This is a genomic window from Vibrio sp. zbq_1, from assembly GCF_043102935.1.
GTDB lineage: Bacteria > Pseudomonadota > Gammaproteobacteria > Enterobacterales > Vibrionaceae > Vibrio > Vibrio parahaemolyticus.
This window is the reverse complement of record NZ_JBICJH010000024.1, coordinates 158,718-179,250: the sequence shown is the minus strand read 5'-3', so window position 1 is coordinate 179,250 and position 20,533 is coordinate 158,718. Positions and strand designations below refer to the sequence as shown.

Here is a 20,533-nt window from a genome sequence, read left to right as displayed (position 1 = left end):
GCCTTGGATTGCAGGCAAGGCTTCGATTTAAAGAACAAGCGACTCTCGACTAAAAATCTTCAATAAAAAAGCGAGCACTCTGCTCGCTTTTTATCTTCTGAACTATTTATAGACGCGCTTTGTTATTGAATAACGGGCACTTCTTCACTGTATAAAGGTTCACCTTGCATGATACTGATTTCAACACGACGGTTAAGTGCGCGGTTTTCATCAGAATCATTCGGCACCAAAGGCTCGGTATCCGCCATACCTCGCACACGAAGACGCTGATGCGAGAAACCTCTGACCTTTTCCATCTCTTGAGCGACCGACACCGCACGCTGCGATGACAAGTCCCAATTCGAGCGATACAGCTCAGAATCCAAACGCTGATTGTCCGTGTGACCAGAGATTCGGACAATACCTGGCACATCTTTCACTAGCTCAGCAATCTGTCGCACTAATGGTCTGAACTTCGGTTGCAGGAATGCAGAACCTTCTGGGAATGCGCCTTTCTCTCGCATTCGTATAACGATTTGCTGACCGAGGTTCTCCACTTCAATCGCGCCTTGTTCGATTTCACGTTCGAGCGCCTTCTTGATGCTCTCCATCAAGGTTTCCATCTCTTGTGACATCTCTTCAGACTGCTGCTGTTGCATGTCTGACTCTGCGGACTGATTGCTTTGTGTCGAAGTTTCCGGTGATTGACCGCCCGTCAGCTTGCCTTCATCACGCTTAGTACCACCAGCTCGGTCAGACTCACCTTCGTGGAATTCTAGCGTCTGCTGAGTGATGTCCATGGTTTGTTGCATGATGACATCAATCGGTGTCGGCTCAGGACGGCCTGGTCTAAATTCTTGTGCGATGATGCTGGTGCCTTTAGGAATGTCTTTCACTTCCAGTTGGTTTTGCACACCAAATGCAAATTTCATCGAACCAGCAATCTGTTTGAACTTCAAAACATCCATTTCAGAGAATGAAAGCAGCAGTACGAAGAAGCACATCAACAGCGACATCAAGTCCGCGAATGTCCCCATCCACAACGGGAGACCGGGTGGCGGACAATCGCATTTGTTATCTTCATCATCCATCACAAATCTCCGCGATTACTCATCAATCTCAAGAGCACGTTTACCCTCGTTGAGGTAGTTCTTCAGGTAGCTGTCGATAACTCGTGGGTTTTGACCATCTTGAATGGCAAGTACGCCGTCCATGATCAAACGGCGGTTAAGCGTTTCTTGATCTCGGCGTAAAGAAAGCTTATCGGCAATTGGGAAGAACAGCATGTTTGACAACACCGCACCGTAAAGTGTGGTTAAAAGGGCTACCGCCATTGCAGGACCGATCGCTTTTGGGTCATCCATGTTCGAAAGCATCGCAACCAGACCAACCAGCGTACCGATCATCCCCATCGCTGGAGCAACGTCACCAAACGCCCGGAAAACACCCGTGCCTTGCGTGTGTCGCTCATCCGTCAAGGCAATGTCTTTTTGCAACGCAGCGCGAACCACGTCCGCATCGTGACCATCCACCAAAAGGTCAATGCCTTTCTGCATAAAGCTGTTGTTGATTTCCATCTCTTCCAGAGCGAGGAAACCGCCTTTACGCGCTGCATCGGCCATTTCAACAATCTTTGCGATGAGGTCTTCTGGCTCATCGGCTTTAAACATGAATGCCTTGCCTGCAATTTTCGCCGCACCAAAGAACTGGCCGAGCGTGAACTTCATCAATACTACAAATGCAGAGCCACCTACTACGATAAGGATCGATGTAACGTCGACGAACATGCCGATACTGCCACCTAGCACCATTGCCATGATGACGAAGGCAAAACCACCGATCAAACCTATTAGGGTTGCTAAATCCACAAAGCACTCCTCACGCTATTTAAATACTGCCGTTAGGCGGATTATTACTTGTATCGACAACTAGAACAGATTTTTTAGGAAAATCTTAGCTAATAGATCACAAATTAACGCCAACAACCTTAACTAAAATATGGGGTTTGTCTAATCAGACTCGTTTAGAGCCAATTTTGTGACAATTATGTAAGGTTAAATTTGACCAAGTAACTACGCTAAGGTAACTTTCGTGCATCCTATTCAAGGCTTGATTAAGGCAGAAAAAAGATGGCGGTCAAGAAACCAGAAAACATGACCTTCGAAGCAACCATTGAAGAGCTTGATAGCTTGGTTGATCAATTAGAAAACGGCGATCTTGCCCTAGATGATGCCTTACGTAAATTTGAACGAGGCATTGCCTTAGCTCGTGCTGGCCAAACCAAACTGAGCGACGCAGAACAGCGCGTAAGCATTCTTCTTAGCGAAGATGACGAAGCCCCTCTTAGCGACTTCAAACCAGATTCAGAATAACCATCAGTAGTGAGCAATGTGATGCAACAGACATTGACGTCTTTCCAAGAAAGAAACAATCAGCAATTGAATTTGTGGCTAGAACAGCTTCCATATCAAGAGCAGTCATTGATTCAAGCAATGAAATACGGCCTTTTGTTAGGCGGCAAACGCGTTCGCCCATTTCTTGTTTACATCACAGGTCAAATGCTCGGCTGTAAACCTGAAGATCTAGACACTCCAGCTTCAGCCATCGAGTGTATTCATGCCTACTCGCTCATCCATGACGATCTTCCTGCTATGGATGATGATGATCTGCGCCGCGGTCAGCCAACCTGCCATATCAAATTTGATGAAGCGACCGCCATTTTAACCGGTGATGCCCTACAAACTCTTGCTTTTACCATCATTGCTGACGGTCCGTTGAGCCCAAGCGCAGAAAACCAACGTGTCAACATGATCAAAGCGTTAGCTCACTCCTCTGGTGCGAACGGCATGTGTGTCGGCCAAGCATTGGATTTGGGTGCGGAGAATCGCCAAGTTTCTCTTGCAGAAATGGAAGAGATACACCGTAAAAAAACCGGAGCTCTGATTGATTGTGCGGTAAAATTAGGTGCTCTGGCCGCTGGTGAAAAAGGTATCGAGGTTTTACCTCATTTAGAACGCTATTCAAAAGCAATTGGTTTGGCGTTTCAGGTTCAAGACGATATTCTTGATATCATTAGTGACACAGAAACATTGGGTAAACCTCAAGGTTCAGACCAAGAACTGAACAAAAGCACTTACCCATCCCTGCTGGGTTTAGAGGGAGCCATTGAGAAAGCTCACACTCTATTAAAGGAAGCACTTCAAGCATTGGAAGCTATCCCATACAATACTCAGTTACTCGAAGAGTTCGCCCGATACGTCATCGAGCGCAAAAACTAACACTATAAGCGCGCATTTATATGACTCTTGATATTTCAAAGTACCCAACACTGGCGTTAGCAAATACACCGGAAGAGTTGCGTCTTCTTCCAAAAGAAACATTACCAACTCTGTGTGATGAGCTGCGAACGTATCTGCTAAATTCAGTGAGCCAATCTAGCGGACACTTAGCGTCTGGCTTAGGCACCGTAGAGCTAACTGTGGCTCTGCATTATGTTTACAACACACCCGTAGATAAACTTATCTGGGATGTTGGTCATCAGGCTTACCCACATAAAATTTTGACGGGTCGTCGCGATAAAATGCCAACGATTCGTCAGAAAGACGGCTTACACCCTTTCCCTTGGCGCGAAGAGAGCGAGTACGACACGCTATCAGTTGGTCACTCTTCTACTTCCATCAGTGCAGGGCTTGGCCTAGCCATCAGCGCTCAAAAAGAAGGGAAAGGTCGCAAAGTCATCAGTGTGATTGGTGATGGTGCGATTACTGCCGGCATGGCATTCGAAGCCATGAACCACGCAGGCGATGTTCACCCTGACATGTTGGTGATTCTGAACGACAATGAAATGTCGATCTCAGAAAACGTTGGCGCTCTGAACAACCACCTAGCGAAAGTGCTTTCCGGTAGTCTTTACACCTCTATCCGTGAAGGTGGAAAAAAAGTGCTATCAGGTGTGCCACCAATCAAAGAACTGGTTCGTCGCACTGAAGAACATCTAAAAGGCATGGTTGTCCCTGGCACTCTGTTTGAAGAGTTTGGCTTTAACTACATTGGTCCAATTGATGGGCACGATGTGAATGAGCTCGTTAAAACACTGAAGAACATGCGTGAGCTTAAAGGCCCTCAGTTCCTGCACATCATGACCAAGAAAGGCAAAGGTTATGAGCCAGCAGAGAAAGATCCTATTGGCTACCACGGCGTCCCTAAGTTCGATCCAAGCCATAACTGCTTACCAAAAAGCAGTGGCGGCAAACCAACTTTCTCAAAGATTTTTGGTGACTTCTTATGTGACATGGCAGCGCAAGATCCTAAGCTAATGGCAATTACGCCAGCAATGCGTGAAGGTTCTGGCATGGTGCGTTTCTCGAAAGAGTACCCAGATCAATACTTTGATGTGGCAATTGCAGAGCAACACGCTGTGACACTTGCAACGGGTATGGCAATTGCTGGCGATCATCCGATCGTGGCTATTTACTCAACCTTCTTGCAACGTGGTTACGATCAACTTATCCATGACATCGCTATCATGGACTTACCAGTAATGTTCGCTATCGACCGCGCAGGTTTGGTCGGTGCAGATGGTCAAACACACCAAGGTGCCTTTGATCTTAGCTTTATGCGCTGCATTCCTAACATGGTGATCATGGCACCAAGCGACGAAAACGAATGTCGCCAAATGCTGTACACAGGTCATAAGCACACTGGACCAAGTGCCGTACGTTATCCTCGTGGTAGTGGTATGGGTACAGAGATCGAAAAAGAGTTTACCGCTCTTGAGATTGGTAAAGGTCGAGTGGTACGCAAAGGTGAAAAGGTGGCAATCCTGAGCTTCGGTACTTTCTTACCGAATGCACTAGAAGCAGCTGAAAACCTCAATGCAACGGTTGCTGATATGCGTTTCGTCAAACCTCTTGATGAAGCATTGATTCGCCAACTCGCTGATGAACATGACGTTCTTGTCACGCTAGAAGAGAACGCAATCGCAGGTGGTGCTGGTGCAGGTGTTATTGAATTTATGATGAAAGAGAAAATCATCAAACCAGTACTCAATCTTGGTTTACCTGATAAATTCATCCATCAAGGTACTCAAGAAGAGCTTCACGAAGAACTTGGTTTAGACGCAAAAGGGATTGAAAAATCCATTGCGGAATACCTTGCGAAGTAAGCAATTAAATAGCAAAAAGGGATGCCAGTGGCATCCCTTTTTAATTCTTGTTGTTCTTCGAGTGATAGGTGATGTACTAACTCATCCAACCCGCATACTTTGCAACGAGAAACAAAGCAATACCCGCCATAATCCCCGCCACAATATCATCGAGCATAATGCCAAGCCCGCCATGGATGCGTTTGTCTAACCAACCTATTGGCCACGGTTTGACCATATCGAAAAAGCGGAAAAGAATGAAACCTGTCAACAACCATTTCCATTCCGTGATAGGAATATTCAGGGCTGGTACAATACTCATGGTGATCCAAAAGCCCGCAAACTCATCCCAAACAATTGAACCGTGATCATGCACCTTCATATCATCCGACGTGACTTGGCAGATTTTGATGCCGATCACGCACGAAAGTAATACCACAACGACATAAGCCGTAAATGGCAGCTGCGCCAACAACAGAAAAAACGGAACCGCAGCAAGCGTCCCCATTGTTCCAGGAACTACTGGCGACAAACCACTGCCAAACCCCGTCGCCAACAAATGCCACGGGTTCTTTAATGAGATCAGAGAAAGAGGGTTGGTCATATCCTTAAACCTATACTGCTAGTTTAACTCGATGAGCTTATTTAAAGTGGTCGAAACCACTTAAATCCCAGTCGAGAGGTTGGTTGTTATCGTGAAGCTCAAACGTTCCATTTGGTCTAATTTGGCCAATGCACGTCACTTTGCACCCGCTATAAGACAAAGCACTCTGCAAAGAACCTCGATTTTGTTCTGATACAGTGAAACACAACTCGTATTCTTCACCGCTAGATAAAGCATACTGCTGTGCGCTGACCTTATCATCTAAAAATTGTACCAGCTCTGAAGAGATTGGTAATTGAGACACATCGATACTCACACCAACTTGTGAGCGTTTTAAAATATGTTTGATATCCGAAATCAGGCCGTCTGAAATATCAATTGCCGAAGATGCTAATCCTACCAAAGCTTGCCCCGCTAACACTCTCGGAGTACTTAGGTAGTGGGCTTTTTCTAGTTCATCAGCACCAATGCGACTGCGAAGTGTTTCATCTAAGATGACATCCAGCCCTGCTTTTGCGTCACCCAAATTCCCCGTGACATACACCCAATCCCCCACTTTCGCTCCAGAGCGAGTCAGCGCTTTGCCCTCAGGCACAAAACCTTGCACTGTCAGTGTTAAACTTAATGGGCCTTTCGTTGTATCACCGCCGATTAACTGAATACCAAAGTAATCCGCCAGTTCGAAAAACGCATCACAGAATGGTGCGAGCCATTCTTCATCCGCTTCAGGCATGGTCAATGCAAAGCTTACCCAAGCAGGTGTTGCGCCCATCGCAGCTAAGTCGCTGATGTTGGATGCAAGCGCCTTGTGAGCAACCCAAGCAGGGTTCGCGTGAGGAAGGAAATGGGTTCCAGCAACCAAGGTATCGGTGCTGATAGCAATCTGTACATTTGCTGGCGCCTTAACGAGAGCGCAATCGTCCCCTGCGGCGAGGTGTACGTCTTTGCGCTGGTTTTGTCGGCCAACAAAATACTTATCAATCAGGTTAAATTCACCAGACATAATTCATTTATCTTTTCATGCCAATGGCATTGATATCATACAAAAAAGGTCAGCATGTGCTGACCTTTTTATTGAAGAAATCGTTATTTCTTACGTACGTGTGGTGCGGCTTTATCTAGCACACCGTTCACGAATTTGTGGCTGTCTTCTGCAGCGAATACTTTAGCAAGTTCAATCGCTTCGTTGATTACCACTTTGTAAGGAACATCTTCGCGACGAGTCATCTCGTACATAGCAAGGCGAAGAAGAGCAAGTTCCATCATATCTAGATCCTGCATAGGACGAGATACGTAAGGACGAATTTTGCTATCTAGCTCAGCGTGGCTAAGTACAACACCGCTTAATAGTTCACGGAAGTAAGCAACGTCTGTTTCTGGAGCAGCAAGTGCTGGCTCAGATGCACGAAGTTCTTCTTCATCGTATTTGTCGCCAGACAAAAACTGTTCTTCAATCGTGGCAACATTCTCTTTAGTAATTTGCCATGAGTAGATCGCCTGTAGAGCGAATTGACGTGCGTTACGACGTGCGGCTGGTTTCACACTGGCCCCCATTAGGAATCAATTTCAGATAGTACATTAATCATTTCAAGTGCGCTTAGTGCAGCCTCTGCACCTTTATTACCAGCCTTGGTTCCTGCGCGTTCAATCGCTTGATCGATAGTATCAACAGTCAGCACACCGAATGCGACTGGAAGACTGTATTCCAGAGACACTTGTGCTAGGCCCTTGTTACATTCACTACAAACATAATCAAAGTGTGGTGTACCGCCACGGATTACTGTACCTAGAGATACGATCGCATCGTATTTACCAGTTTTAGCAACACGTTGAGCTACTAGAGGTAGTTCTACGGCACCTGGACAACGAACAACAGTGATGTTGTCTTCGCTTACTTGTCCGTGACGCTTTAGTGTATCGATCGCACCAGAAAGTAAGCTTTCGTTAATAAAACTGTTGAAGCGAGAAATAACGATAGCAATTTTTGCATTTGGCGCTGGGAAGCCACCCTCGATCACTTTCATAAGCTTTCCTTTAACTCTATTTATAAGTGAAATTTGTTCATCAAGTGAGAATCGCCGGATTCTAGCACAAATTTGTGAGCAATATCTAATGGAAATTGGCCGCGTGTCACGAGTTCCTAGTCCACACCAAAATAGGTGTGCATGGGACTAGGAAATTATCGTTCACTTCTTATTCGCAAACGTATTCAACCACGTTCAGGCCGAAACCGCCCAATGCATGGTATTTTTTGTTGGTCGAAGACAGAAGACGCATATCGTGAACACCAAGGTCAGCGAGAATTTGCGACCCCACTCCCACGCGGCGAGACGTGCCCTGCTTTTTCGCTAAAGTCGGTGCTTCGCCTTTATCTTGCGCTTCGAACATCTTCACGCGGTGGATGAGCAACTCGGTTGATTCTTCATTGCCAAGAACAACCAGAACACCACCGTCTTCACCGATACGCTTCATCGCTTTATCCAGTGTCCAGCTGCGCTCTGCATTGCGGTCACTGCGTAATACATCGGTGAATACGTCTTGTAGATGCACACGAACCAGCGGCGCCTCGCCAGCCAAATCACCTTTACACATCGCGTAATGCACTTGATTGTCGATGGTGTCTTTGTAAGTAACCAAAGTGAACTCACCGTGCTCAGTTGGCAGTTTGCATTCTGCTACACGCTCAATGGTCGTTTCTGTGTTGTTGCGGTATTCGATAAGGTCCGCAATAGTGCCTAACTTCAAGCCGTGTTTTTCAGCAAAGATTTCAAGATCAGGGCGGCGAGCCATGGTGCCGTCGTCGTTTAGAATCTCAACAATCACAGAAGCAGGCTCAAGCCCCGCAAGGCGAGCTAAATCACAACCTGCTTCAGTGTGACCAGCGCGAGTCAATACACCACCATCTTGCGCAGCAAGAGGGAAAATATGACCCGGTTGAACCAAGTCCGCCGCTTTTGCGTTTGGCGCAACCGCAGCTTGAACGGTGCGTGCGCGGTCAGCCGCTGAAATACCCGTGGTGACGCCTTCAGCAGCTTCAATAGAAACGGTAAAGTTAGTGGTGTACTGCGCGTTGTTGTCTTGCACCATTGGCGGCAAGCCGAGATTTTCACAACGCGCTTTAGTCATGGTCAGACAGATCAAGCCACGACCGTAAGTCGCCATAAAGTTGATCGCTTCCGGCGTAATATGCTCGGCAGCCATGATCAAGTCACCTTCATTCTCACGGTCTTCATCATCCATTAGGATGACCATTTTTCCTGCACGAATATCATCAATAATTTCTTGTGGTGTACTGATTGGCATATTCTGTTTCCCGTTATTCTAAAATTTATTTTCCGACAGCAATGCGTGAAATCTTATTGCAATGGTAATGACATCAACAGTTTGAGCCTTGCACAATGCAAGTCAATTGCCCTAACGATGTTCTGTGAATCCGGTCTGTTATGGCAATTATCGCAACGTGGCTGAGCGCTTACGCAAAGCCATTTTGTTGTAAGAAATCCATGGTGATGCGAGATTCAGGCTGCTCTTCTTGCTGACCTTGCAGCAAGCGTTCCATGTAACGCGCCAACACATCCACTTCTAAATTCACTTTGCGGCCCACTTGGAACTGGTCGATGGTGGTTTCTTCACTGGTGTGAGGCACAATCGTCAGTTTGAATGCGTTTTTACGCAAATCATTCACCGTTAAGCTGATGCCATCAACGGTGATAGAGCCTTTTTCTGCCACGTACTTGCTGATCTCAGCAGGCATCGCGACCCAAAACTCTATCGCACGACCAACTTGATTGCGCTCCACAATTTCACCCACGCCGTCCACGTGTCCAGATACAATGTGTCCGCCAAAACGTGTCGTCGGCAGCATGGCTTTTTCTAAGTTAACCTTTTCTCCGACTTGGTAGTTTGCAAAACCGGTTTTTTTCAAGGTCTCGAGAGACAAATCCGCGCTGTAGTAATTGCTTCCAAAGTCAATCACCGTTAAGCACACACCGTTAGTTGCGATGCTGTCGCCTAACTTCACGTCAGACATGTCTAACTTACCTACTTCTACCGTAACGGTAATGTCTTCGCCTTTTGGCGTAATCGCAGTTAATTTACCAACTGCTTCTACAATTCCTGTAAACATAGTGCTTCTTTTCTAAATTTCTTTACGTACAACGGTGGCGGTAATACGGATATCTCTGCCCACCATTCGCACATCAGTAATATTTAAATCGATGACCTGCGCCATCTCCGTCAATCCCAGCGCGCCAATTAAACCACGTCCATCGCTTCCCATTAGTTTCGGAGCGAGATAGACAATCAACTCATCTACAAGGTTAGCTTTGATTAGAGAACTCGCGAGCGTCGCTCCAGCTTCCACCCATAAATGGTTGATATTATGCTGAGTCGCGACCGCTTTTAGGGTGGCAGCTAAATCAATTTTTCCGTTTTGATCGAGTTGTGGGCAAACATCGCCTTCGCTGCTGACAATAATTCGCTCACCTTCGGTACTGAACAGTTTAAGGTCATCACTCAGTTTCTGTTGACGGTCGAGTATTACCCTTGCAGGTTGGCGAACTTCCGTCAGCTCATAGTGCGCTTGAACACTCTGCGGCAAATCATCCCAACGAACATTGAGAGAAGCGTTATCATCCATCACTGTTTTGCTTGTAGACAGAATGCCACCGCTTTGCGCTCGATAACACTGCACGTCTTGGCGAGCCTGTGGGGAGGTGATCCATTGGCTCTTGCCATTACTTAGCGCACTCTGTCCATCTAAGCTTGCTGCCATTTTTAATTGGATAAATGGCATGCCTGTTTGCATGAATTTAATGAAGCCACGATTGAGCTCAATCGCATCGTTTTCTAACAATCCAACCTGAACCTCAACCCCGGCTTCACGTAGCATTTGGATGCCACGTCCAGCCACTTTTGGATTCGGATCTTCCATCGCACACACTACTCGCGCCACTTTGGCTTTTATCAACCCTTCAGCGCAAGGTGGCGTGCGTCCATAGTGGGAGCACGGTTCAAGGGTAACGTATGCCGTTGCACCTTCAGCTTTATCACCAGCCATGCGCATCGCGTGCACTTCAGCATGGGGCTCTCCAGCGCGATGATGATAACCTTCACCAATGATCACGCCATCACGAACAATTACGCAACCGACGTTCGGGTTTGGAGCCGTCGTATAAATGCCGCGTCGAGCTAACTTGAGCGCACGCGACATCATTGAAAAATCTTGAGGAGAAAATGGAGATGCAGAAGTGTGTTGAGGCATGATTTAATCAGTCTTCAAGGCGGGCAATTTCTTCGCCGAATTCACGAATATCTTCAAAGCTACGATAAACCGATGCAAAACGGATGTAAGCCACTTTGTCGAGTTCTTTAAGCTGATCCATAACCAAGTTACCAATCATTTGGCTCGGTACTTCACGCTCACCAGTTGCGCGGAGTTGCGACTTAATCATACTGATTGCAAGCTCGATAGAGTCGGCACTTACCGGACGTTTCTCTAATGCGCGCTGAATGCCACCGACCATTTTATCTTCATCGAATGGTTCGCGATTGCCATTCGACTTAATGACTTTAGGCATGACCAATTCTGCCGTTTCAAACGTAGTAAAACGTTCACTACAGGCTAAACACTGGCGGCGGCGACGGACTTGATGACCATCCGCAACCAATCGGGAATCAATTACTTTTGTATCGTTCTCTGAACAAAAAGGACAATGCATATCACCTCCAAATAACGTGCCTTTGGGGCCGTCCCAAAAGCCAGACTAGTGTAGCGGAATTGATATGTGAGAGAAAACAAAAAGGGGCACTAGTGCCCCTTTTTCAATCAATATCGAGTCGAATCTGTTAACTGCGTGCTAAGTAGTTCGCTTTGCCGACCCATTTGTAGCTTGTTAATTCTTCCAAACCCATCGGGCCACGTGCATGTAGCTTTTGAGTTGAGACGGCCACTTCAGCCCCCAAGCCAAACTGAGCACCGTCAGTAAAGCGCGTTGCCGCATTCACATAAACTGCAGCCGAGCCCACCGAATTGATGAACAACTCTGAGTTAATCAAGCTGTTGGTCATGATTGCATCTGAGTGACTCGCATTGTGAACTCGCATGTGATCAATCGCATCTTTCACGTCTGCGACAACTTTTACACCTAACGTGTAGCTTAGCCATTCGGTATCAAAATCACCTTCTGCGGCATCGCGAATTTGCGTAGCTTGAGTCATTAGCGCTTTCGCTTTTGGTTCTGCTACAAACGTCACTTTGTCACTCATTCGCTCGACAATCATTGGCAAGAATTTCGCCGCCACTTTCTCGTGAACAAGCAGTGTGTCTAGCGAGTTACATGCCGAAGGACGTTGAACTTTCGAGTTTTCAACCACGTTTAGAGATTTCTCTAGGTCTGCGGATTCATCAACAAAAATGTGACTGATACCAAAACCGCCGATGATCACTGGAATTGTGCTGTTCTCTTTACACATTTTGTGCAGACCAGCTCCACCACGTGGGATGATCATATCAACGTAGTCATCCAGTTTAAGCAGTTGAGAAACCAGTTCGCGATCTGGCTTTTCAATGTACTGTACTGAAGCGGCTGGCAAGTTTGCTTTTGCAAGGGCTGATTGGATAACTTTCACAAGTTCCATGTTAGAGAAAAACGTCTCTTTACCACCGCGTAGGATGCTGGCGTTACCCGTTTTCATGCACAGTGCGGCAATGTCGATGGTCACATTTGGACGCGCTTCATAAATCACACCCACAACACCAAGTGGTACACGGCGGCGAGAGAGAGACATGCCGTTTTCTAGCACTTTACTGTCGATTTCGCTGCCCACAGGATCGTTTAGGCTGATCACATTGCGAACATCATTTGCAATGCCCGTTAAGCGTTCTTCATTCAACAGTAGACGGTCTAACAGCGCATCGGTCAGACCAGCTTCGCGACCAAGTTCGATGTCTTTTGCGTTTGCTGCCAAAATCGCAGCTGAGTTTGCTTCTAGCTCATCTGCGATGATCGCTAGAGCTTGGTTCTTTTGAGCAGTTGACGCTGTCGCCAATTCGAAAGCTGCATCTTTAGCAGCTTTACCCATATTCGTTAAATCCACGTTGCTTCCCTCAATTTCTATTCTTGAATGACGACAAGATCATCGCGATGAATCACTTCTGAGCCGTAGTCATGACCCAAAATAGAGATGATGTCTTTACTGTGTTTGCCAGTAATTTTTGCCAAGTCTTCACTTGAGTAGGCGCTAATACCACGCGCAACCAGTTTGCCATGAGAATTTGTTACGCGAGCAACTTCACCACGGGCAAAATCACCGCTCACCTTGATGACCCCTTTTGCTAGCAAGCTGCTGCCTTTACCAACAACCGCATTCACCGCACCATCATCGATGATAATGTCACCCGATGCTGCAGGACCTGCGAGGATCCAACGCTTACGGTTTTCCAATGCTTCTGAACAAGGTAGGAAACGCGTACCTTGAGGCTCCGTGCTCAACGAGTCAAAAATTACGTTTGGCGCGCTACCTGCTGCGATAATAACTTCAATACCCGCGCGACGTGCGATGTCAGCAGCTTGAAGTTTTGTCGCCATACCACCCGTACCGAGTGTTGTACCGCTGCCGCCAGCAATTTTGCGCAACGTGTCATCAATGGTTTTAACTTCTTTGATCAGCTCTGCATTCGGATCTTTTCGTGGGTCAGCAGTAAACAGACCTTTTTGGTCTGTCAGTAGCAATAACTTATCTGCACCACATAAAATACCCACTAAAGCCGATAGGTTGTCATTGTCGCCGACTTTGATTTCACTGGTGGCTACTGCATCATTTTCGTTCACGATTGGAATAATATCGTTCGCTACAAGCGCATTGATGGTGTCACGCGCATTAAGAAAACGCTCACGATCATCCAAGTCAGCACGAGTCAGTAGCATTTGACCAATCTTGATACCGTAAATACCAAACAAAGACTCCCATGTTTGAATCAAACGACTCTGACCCACTGCAGCAAGCAACTGTTTGCTCGCCATCTCGTTGGGCAGTGCGGGGTATCCAAGATGCTCACGGCCTGCTGCAATTGCACCAGACGAAACCATTACCACTGAATGGCCTTGTTTCTTAAGCTCAGCACACTGACGCGCTAGCTCAACCATGTGAGCGCGATCTAATGCCAATGTGCCGCCTGTCAGCACACTTGTACCCAGTTTCACAACGACGGTTTGTGGTTGCGAAACAACTGCGTTTTGTTGATTCGTTGTCATGATGTCTTCTGAAGTGAAAAACAAATAAAGAGAGGATGTTTTAACAATCAAATAGGGATTTAACAAGAGAAAAGGTGCGAAAACGCACCTTTTTGTTCAGTCGAAAAAGAAAACCGCCAAATCAGGCGAAATCAAATGACTCGGTATGATATTCCACTTCGAGTTTGAAGTGTTCAGCCAAGGTATCAATGAGCTTCTGATGAAAGGTACTTTGTGTAAAGTACACTTCCTCTACCACTTTTTGCGGCAGAGCTTCAGACACCCATTTCCCTTCTTTGTTGTATTTCCCAATATGGTACTTAGCGGTAAAGCCCCCTTCGATGGATTCTAAATCCATCCACCAGCCCCAGAACTCGCGTTTCTCAGGTGACTTTTTGTCATCTACACAAACAGATAGACAATCAAAATAGTAGCGCCCTTCTTGTGATTGCGGTTCACGCAGGTAAGGCCCAATGGCCTTCAGCTTTGACATCAAGCGAAAGTGTGTTGGACCCTGAGTCGTCTCTGACATATGAATCTCCGTTTCCATATAGTTAAAGTAAACACCCAATAATGATTATTATTTTTTATTATCATGAGCTTATTTTTTGCTCAGGTATATCACTCTTAACTAAATTAGGAGATTTGTCATCTTAATAATTCATCTTCCAACCACTTTATCGCCAAATCGAGGGATTGCTCATATCCTTTTGTAATTGTCTTGGAACTGATCTTCTTCGCCTGCCCATAGTGGCTAAATAGCGCGACTAACTGGTTGTCACTGTATGGAGAAACGGGGTCACCTTCTAAGCTCAGCGCTAAAATTGGCACCTTAGTTTTACGACTGCTCAAGAAGCCTTGGACTTTCAATGACCAAGCCATCATCTGCCCAGCCATGCTGTTGATATCAACTGCGCTTTTACCCAAACGAGAAGCCAGCATATCCAGATACATCTTCGGCATTTTTTGCAGCTTTTTCGGTGAGGTAAACAGATCATGCACCGGTGCGCCTAGTGCCACACACGCTTTGATCTTTTCTTGCTCAAGAAAAGACAGACGAACCATGGCATTGCCACCAAAACGGAAACCGACCAAACCAACTTTGTGATGATCAACGTAAGGAATGGAATAAAGCTCATTCAACACGGCTTGATGAAGACAGCTTGAATCTTCCGTCAAAGGCCAATGAGAACTGTGTCCGACTGATGGCATATCGACGGTTAACATTGCAATATCTTTAGGAGCAAAGTGATTGCGGAACAAGCGCCACATGTCGGTTTGTAAACTGTCGAGTCCTGCACTCACCATCACAACTGGCAGCTGCTTATCGGTTCTTGGCAAATGCAAGTTAGCGATAATTTTGCGTTTTTGGTAAGGCACCTCAATTTGCTTGATGGTGTATTGAGTTTTCTCAGCCCCTTCAGAATAGGCTTTGTTTGCTAACACCTGAGCCTGAAGCGCCAAGTTGTCGTTTTTTAAATGAGGATAGCCCGCAATGCTGAAACACAACGATGCGGTAAACAACTCGTCGGCAGCATCCTCACCTTTAAGGTCATTGGCACGTCGTTGGTGTTCCATACCTAACTTGATCCACTCAAACGTCCAGTTACCACTGTGATACCCCATCACAGTATCTAACCAATCATCGTGAGTACGAGAATGCGTTGACGAAGCAATGCGCGACAACACTCCTTCCATTTCAATTGGAGATAAGCCTTGCCACGCCCACTGCAAGCGACGCAAATGACGATACCAAGCACGATCTTCTTGCTGTTCTCGATCATCAAGAATCTTTTTGCTGGTTGGCATGTATTGAGTGAGCGCGGAGGTTTCTTTCGCTTGCTTATGTTTTACGAACAAAGTCTCGGAAAGATTTTTACTGACGTCTTCAGACATAGGAAGAACCTTTGGCTATTAGCATTAGCTGTAATGATAATAAAAAAAATGCCCCTATAAAGGGGCATTTCTCAATATTCTTCGCTAGCGATTACTTTTGCTTGCGGTTTACTGGCTCTGCGTACTGGATAGACATATCCCAAGGTTGCTCGATCCAAGTGTCTTGCGCGATGTCTACTACGTAGTCATCTAACAATTCTTTACCCGACGGTTTTGCACATACTGCAATCATTTTTGCTTTCGGGTACATTTCACGCAGTTTGCGCGCTGTATCACCGCTATCTACTAGGTCTTCAACGATTAGGTAGCCTTCACCATCGCCTTCAGGTGCTTTAAGCACTGTCATATCACGTTGATGATCATGGTCGTAGCTTGAGATACAAATTGTATCAACGTAGCGAATACCCAGTTCACGAGCCAAGATAGCACCCGGTACTAGACCGCCACGGCTTACCGCCCAAATACCTTTCCATTGCTCAGCTGGCATCTGTTTCTCAGCCAGTTCACGGCAGTAAGTCTGCATCGCATCCCAAGTGATAATGAATTTTTTACTCATTGTAATAACCTAATAATTTGAAAATATGCATCCTCAAAATCTAGCGAAACGGCTTTAAAGCGGAATATTCACTATGCTCTCCAGAGGTCAGGAGACGAGGATTTCAAGCTGCGCAAACGATTATTCTACCGAAACACACCGTTAATACCAACGGTGATATCAAAATTCTCCGCCTATTACGCAGAAAAATCGAATTCAGTGAACAACGCTAAAAGCAAAAAGCCAGCACGAACAGCTTTTGCTGCTCGCGCTGGCTTTTTAAAAGTAATTACCCGGCTAGGTATTTAACGATGAAGATGGCAGACATAACCCAAACACTCATCGATACATCGCGGCCTTTGCCACTAAACAATTTGATTGCAGCATACGCAATAAAGCCTAGGGTGATACCTTCTGCAATAGAGAAAGTAAGCGGCATCACAAGACAAGTTACAACGACTGGAGATGCTTCAGTTAGGTCACGCCAATCAATGCTCACCAAGCCAGAAAGCATCAAAATTGCTACATAGAACAATGCACCTGACGTTGCATACGCAGGGATCATACCCGCTAGTGGCGAGAACAATAGTGCAAGCAGGAAGAGTACACCAACAACCACTGCGGTTAGGCCAGTACGACCACCAGCAGCTACGCCCGAAACACTTTCAATGTATGAAGTCGTGTTTGACGTACCTAGCAACGCACCAACAGAAGTCGCTGTTGAGTCAGCAAGTAGTGCTTTGTTTAGACGAGGAATGTTGCCATTCTCATCCGTTAGACCGGCTTTTTGAGAAACGCCAACGAGCGTACCAGCCGTATCAAATAAGTCGACGAATAAGAAAGCGAACACAACAGAGATCATGCCGACTTCAAATAGACCTGAGAAATCCAATTGCAAGAATGTTGGTGCGATACTTGGTGGTGTTGACATGACACCGTTCCATTGCACATCACCAAATAGAAGACCAAGCGCCGTCACACCCAAAATCGCGATCATCACCGCACCTTTCACACCACGGTGAACAAGCGCGATAGTAAGGAAGAAACCAATCGCCGCCAACACTGATGGCAATGACGTGATATCGCCCATTGAAACCAATGTCGCTGGGTTATCAACCACAATACCTGCGTTTTTAAGGGCGATAAACGCCAAGAAAAGGCCAATACCTGCAGAAATGCCGGTGCGAAGCGAATGCGGGATCGAGTTAATGATCCACTCACGAATCTTAAAAATGCTCAGCAGAATAAACAAAACACCAGAAACAAACACTGCAGCCAGCGCGACTTGCCATGTGTAACCCATGCCTAACACAACGGAATATGTGAAGAATGCGTTTAGACCCATGCCCGGAGCCTGAGCAATTGGGTAGTTTGCGACTAAGCCCATAATGAAACAGCCAATCGCGGCGGCAAGACACGTTGCAACAAAGATCGCACCACGATCCATACCGGTATCAGACAAAATCGCTGGGTTTACAAAAATAATGTAAGCCATGGTAAGGAAGGTCGTAATACCTGCAATGATCTCAGTGCGCACATTTGTGCCGTTTTCACTAAGTTTAAAGAGCCTTTCGAGCATGATCGAATCCTGTAAAGGTAAAAAGTAAACGGTTGCGTAATCGATTGGCAGGAATTATAAAGTTATCAAATAGCAAATTCTAGATAGAATCATCACTCTAAAGCGATTTTTTTCGCAGGATATGAAACCCATCCGTTAGTATTTAAAATCAAGATTGAATATAGCGCTTATTAAACAATGACTAACCGCTCATGTTCACTTTGCCTTCAATGCGTGCAAATTGAGCAATGTTCTAAACTTTCAAACAGAAATGGACGTTAAAGGGCAATATTCACTCACAATTTACTGCGTAAGTGGGATTCCTTTTAGCAGCAATAAGAGAATGGAGGCTTAGTGGTGGAAATTTGGTCGGAAGTAGAAAAAAGAGATAAAAAAACGCCACTCAATTTGAGTGGCGGTGAATCATGTCAGCACTATCACTGAAAAAAAATTCCAATTTATAGGGGTGAACAAACTGTTCGAGTCACATGCGTTGACTTCACTTAGTAGCCAAAGCTTGTTGGGTATACAAAGTTACCGGTATATACAGATTTGCTATTCCAGAACATTGCACTTGGTAAACCTTTCATAAATATCACCTTCTAAATCAATTAAAACAGTCGTTGATTTCTCGGTTCCTTGGAGGCGATAAACGGACTCATCCTTTGAGCATTTCATTCTTCATCTCAGAAGCTGGTTACAAATATACCACCAAGAAATTTAATTACAAGCATTTTAGTGATAAAAGTCACAAAAAATCCATAAATTGACGTCAATCAAATTTTAACTGTAATTAAATTACATTTTTGTGAATTAAAAATTATTCTACTTTCAGTTCATATAAACATAAGCGCATTTACGACTTATACCATGTTCATAAAGTGTGACAGTGAGGAAGGAAATCCTTTTGTTCTCGACTACTAGTAGCCTTCGTCTGGTGGTATCCTTGAGCTAATTCATGCCAAATATCATTAGCATTTCCTGCTAATCACACATTATTTATACGGTATATATTTGGCAAAGCACATCAAAAGGAGTCTTCCGTGTCTGAATTCCATTCTGAAATCAGTACCTTGTCACCTGCTCCACTTTGGCAGTTTTTCGATAAGATTTGTTCCATCCCTCATCCATCTAAGCATGAAGAAGCATTAGCACAGTACATTATCAACTGGGCAACAGAGCAAGGCTTCGATGTTCGCCGAGACCCAACGGGCAACGTATTCATCAAAAAGCCAGCAACGCCTGGGATGGAAAACAAAAAGGGCGTGGTTCTTCAAGCACACATTGACATGGTGCCACAGAAGAATGAAGACACTGACCACGACTTCACAAAAGATCCAATTCAACCGTACATCGATGGTGAGTGGGTAACAGCGAAAGGCACGACGCTTGGTGCAGACAACGGTATTGGTATGGCTTCTTGTCTTGCTGTATTAGCATCTAAAGATATCAAGCATGGGCCAATTGAAGTTCTACTAACAATTGATGAAGAAGCAGGCATGACAGGTGCATTCGGGCTTGAAGCAGGTTGGTTGGAAGGTGATATTCTTCTAAACACCGACTCAGAGCAAGAAGGCGAAGTGTACATGGGCTGCGCTGGTGGTATCGATGGTGCGATGACTTTTGACATCAAACGCGACGCGATCCCTACTGGCTTTGTGACTCGTCAGCTAACCTTGAAGGGTTTAAAAGGCGGTCACTCTGGTTGTGATATCCACACTGGTCGTGGTAATGCCAACAAACTGCTTGGCCGATTCCTAGCGGGCCATGCACAAGAGTTGGATCTTCGCTTGGTTGAATTCCGTGGTGGTAGTTTGCGTAATGCTATTCCTCGCGAAGCTTTCGTAACAGTTGCTGTTCCTGCTGAAAACCAAGAGAAACTTGCAGAGCTTTTCAACTACTACACTGAGCTATTAAAAGCAGAGCTTGGCAAAGTAGAAACGGGTATTGTGACGTTCAATGAAGAGATCGTAACCGAATCACAAGCTTTCACCGCGGCGGACCAACAACGCTTTATTGCTGCTCTCAACGCATGTCCAAATGGCGTGATGCGCATGAGCGACGAAATTGAAGGTGTGGTTGAAACGTCACTGAACGTTGGCGTGATCACTACTGAAGAAAATAAAGTCACGGTTCTGTGTCTGATTCGCTCTTTGATTGACTCTGGCCGCAGCCAAGTAGAGAGCATGTTACGCTCTGTTGCTGAACTCGCAGGGGCACAAGTTGAGTTCTCAGGCGCTTACCCTGGTTGGAAACCAGACGCTGATTCAGAAATCATGGCGATTTTCCGTGATATGTATGAAGGCATTTACGGTCACAAACCAAACATCATGGTTATTCACGCTGGTCTGGAATGTGGTCTATTTAAAGAGCCGTACCCGAACATGGACATGGTTTCTTTCGGCCCAACGATCAAGTTCCCTCACTCTCCTGATGAAAAAGTGAAGATTGATACCGTTCAACTGTTCTGGGATCAAATGGTTGCGCTTCTAGAAGCAATTCCTGAGAAAGCGTAATCCAAACGTGACAACAAAACAAAAAGGGTGCCGAGGCACCCTTTTTTATTGCTATTTATCACGAGAGT

Annotated in this window: 20 protein-coding genes; 4 read left to right on the top strand and 16 right to left on the bottom strand. The window is 45.8% G+C overall.

Translation table 11 applies throughout. The features are described from left to right. Positions 1–122: 122 nt before the first annotated feature. On the bottom strand, positions 123–1,070 hold the full coding sequence (locus ACF8CV_RS12395) for a flagellar motor protein MotB (RefSeq protein ID WP_005460634.1): 948 nt from the start codon (positions 1,068–1,070) through the stop codon (positions 123–125). Positions 1,071–1,085: 15 nt separating this feature from the next. Then, positions 1,086–1,847 (bottom strand): flagellar motor protein PomA, encoded by a 762-nt coding sequence (pomA, locus tag ACF8CV_RS12390; protein ID WP_005482965.1) that lies wholly within the window; start codon positions 1,845–1,847, stop codon positions 1,086–1,088. Between the two features lie 261 nt (positions 1,848–2,108). On the opposite strand from pomA, the gene xseB reads away from it, so the two are divergent. From xseB to dxs, 3 genes are read left to right on the top strand one after another with little or no spacing between them, the layout of a single operon-like run. Beyond that, positions 2,109–2,351 carry an exodeoxyribonuclease VII small subunit gene (xseB, locus tag ACF8CV_RS12385; RefSeq protein WP_005381566.1) on the top strand — a complete coding sequence of 81 codons (243 nt, stop codon included), beginning with the start codon at positions 2,109–2,111 and terminating at the stop codon, positions 2,349–2,351. Between the two features lie 21 nt (positions 2,352–2,372). After that, positions 2,373–3,257 (top strand): (2E,6E)-farnesyl diphosphate synthase, encoded by an 885-nt coding sequence (gene ispA, locus ACF8CV_RS12380; protein ID WP_138938473.1) that lies wholly within the window; start codon positions 2,373–2,375, stop codon positions 3,255–3,257. Between the two features lie 20 nt (positions 3,258–3,277). Continuing rightward, positions 3,278–5,143 carry a 1-deoxy-D-xylulose-5-phosphate synthase gene (gene dxs, locus ACF8CV_RS12375; protein ID WP_025623423.1) on the top strand — a complete coding sequence of 622 codons (1,866 nt, stop codon included), beginning with the start codon at positions 3,278–3,280 and terminating at the stop codon, positions 5,141–5,143. A 76-nt stretch (positions 5,144–5,219) separates the two neighbouring features. Here the strand turns inward: dxs and pgpA are convergent, their stop codons facing one another. The 14 genes from pgpA to ACF8CV_RS12305 all read right to left on the bottom strand — a co-directional run bounded on the left by pgpA (position 5,220) and on the right by ACF8CV_RS12305 (position 17,970). Then, on the bottom strand, positions 5,220–5,726 hold the full coding sequence (gene pgpA, locus ACF8CV_RS12370) for a phosphatidylglycerophosphatase A (RefSeq protein WP_138938474.1): 507 nt from the start codon (positions 5,724–5,726) through the stop codon (positions 5,220–5,222). 37 nt (positions 5,727–5,763) lie between these two features. Continuing rightward, positions 5,764–6,729 (bottom strand): thiamine-phosphate kinase, encoded by a 966-nt coding sequence (thiL, locus tag ACF8CV_RS12365; protein ID WP_005496252.1) that lies wholly within the window; start codon positions 6,727–6,729, stop codon positions 5,764–5,766. Between the two features lie 83 nt (positions 6,730–6,812). Continuing rightward, positions 6,813–7,280 (bottom strand): transcription antitermination factor NusB, encoded by a 468-nt coding sequence (nusB, locus tag ACF8CV_RS12360; RefSeq protein ID WP_005456038.1) that lies wholly within the window; start codon positions 7,278–7,280, stop codon positions 6,813–6,815. Then, positions 7,280–7,750 carry a 6,7-dimethyl-8-ribityllumazine synthase gene (gene ribE / locus ACF8CV_RS12355; protein WP_005440184.1) on the bottom strand — a complete coding sequence of 157 codons (471 nt, stop codon included), beginning with the start codon at positions 7,748–7,750 and terminating at the stop codon, positions 7,280–7,282. The genes nusB and ribE overlap by 1 nt, the downstream gene beginning before the upstream one ends. A gap of 169 nt (positions 7,751–7,919) precedes the next feature. Beyond that, positions 7,920–9,029, bottom strand: a complete 1,110-nt coding sequence (gene ribBA, locus ACF8CV_RS12350; protein ID WP_025787212.1) for a bifunctional 3,4-dihydroxy-2-butanone-4-phosphate synthase/GTP cyclohydrolase II — start codon at positions 9,027–9,029, stop codon at positions 7,920–7,922. 169 nt (positions 9,030–9,198) lie between these two features. Then, a complete protein-coding gene (locus ACF8CV_RS12345) occupies positions 9,199–9,852 on the bottom strand; it encodes a riboflavin synthase (RefSeq protein WP_005483039.1) in 654 nt (217 codons plus the stop codon). 12 nt (positions 9,853–9,864) lie between these two features. Next, on the bottom strand, positions 9,865–10,989 hold the full coding sequence (gene ribD, locus ACF8CV_RS12340; protein WP_138938475.1) for a bifunctional diaminohydroxyphosphoribosylaminopyrimidine deaminase/5-amino-6-(5-phosphoribosylamino)uracil reductase RibD: 1,125 nt from the start codon (positions 10,987–10,989) through the stop codon (positions 9,865–9,867). 7 nt (positions 10,990–10,996) lie between these two features. After that, positions 10,997–11,446 carry a transcriptional regulator NrdR gene (gene nrdR / locus ACF8CV_RS12335; RefSeq protein WP_005482986.1) on the bottom strand — a complete coding sequence of 150 codons (450 nt, stop codon included), beginning with the start codon at positions 11,444–11,446 and terminating at the stop codon, positions 10,997–10,999. Between the two features lie 127 nt (positions 11,447–11,573). Further along, entirely contained in the window at positions 11,574–12,824 is a 1,251-nt protein-coding gene (locus ACF8CV_RS12330) for a glutamate-5-semialdehyde dehydrogenase (RefSeq protein ID WP_138938476.1), read from the bottom strand. A gap of 17 nt (positions 12,825–12,841) precedes the next feature. Beyond that, the gene (gene proB, locus ACF8CV_RS12325; RefSeq protein WP_005483011.1) at positions 12,842–13,981 is read right to left on the bottom strand and encodes a glutamate 5-kinase; all 1,140 of its coding nucleotides are present in this window, start codon (positions 13,979–13,981) and stop codon (positions 12,842–12,844) included. A 121-nt stretch (positions 13,982–14,102) separates the two neighbouring features. Further along, positions 14,103–14,492, bottom strand: a complete 390-nt coding sequence (gene crl / locus ACF8CV_RS12320) for a sigma factor-binding protein Crl (protein WP_005455997.1) — start codon at positions 14,490–14,492, stop codon at positions 14,103–14,105. A gap of 116 nt (positions 14,493–14,608) precedes the next feature. Continuing rightward, entirely contained in the window at positions 14,609–15,856 is a 1,248-nt protein-coding gene (gene frsA / locus ACF8CV_RS12315) for an esterase FrsA (RefSeq protein WP_005455935.1), read from the bottom strand. 91 nt (positions 15,857–15,947) lie between these two features. Next, on the bottom strand, positions 15,948–16,412 hold the full coding sequence (tet(34), locus tag ACF8CV_RS12310) for an oxytetracycline resistance phosphoribosyltransferase domain-containing protein Tet(34) (RefSeq protein ID WP_005381590.1): 465 nt from the start codon (positions 16,410–16,412) through the stop codon (positions 15,948–15,950). 268 nt (positions 16,413–16,680) lie between these two features. Further along, complete coding sequence (locus tag ACF8CV_RS12305; protein ID WP_005456001.1) at positions 16,681–17,970, bottom strand: NCS2 family permease; 1,290 nt, start codon at positions 17,968–17,970, stop codon at positions 16,681–16,683. Positions 17,971–18,992: 1,022 nt separating this feature from the next. Between ACF8CV_RS12305 and ACF8CV_RS12300 the strand changes: the two genes are divergently transcribed. Continuing rightward, positions 18,993–20,465, top strand: coding sequence for an aminoacyl-histidine dipeptidase (locus ACF8CV_RS12300; protein ID WP_005482957.1), 1,473 nt, complete (start codon positions 18,993–18,995; stop codon positions 20,463–20,465). Positions 20,466–20,533 lie beyond the last annotated feature (68 nt).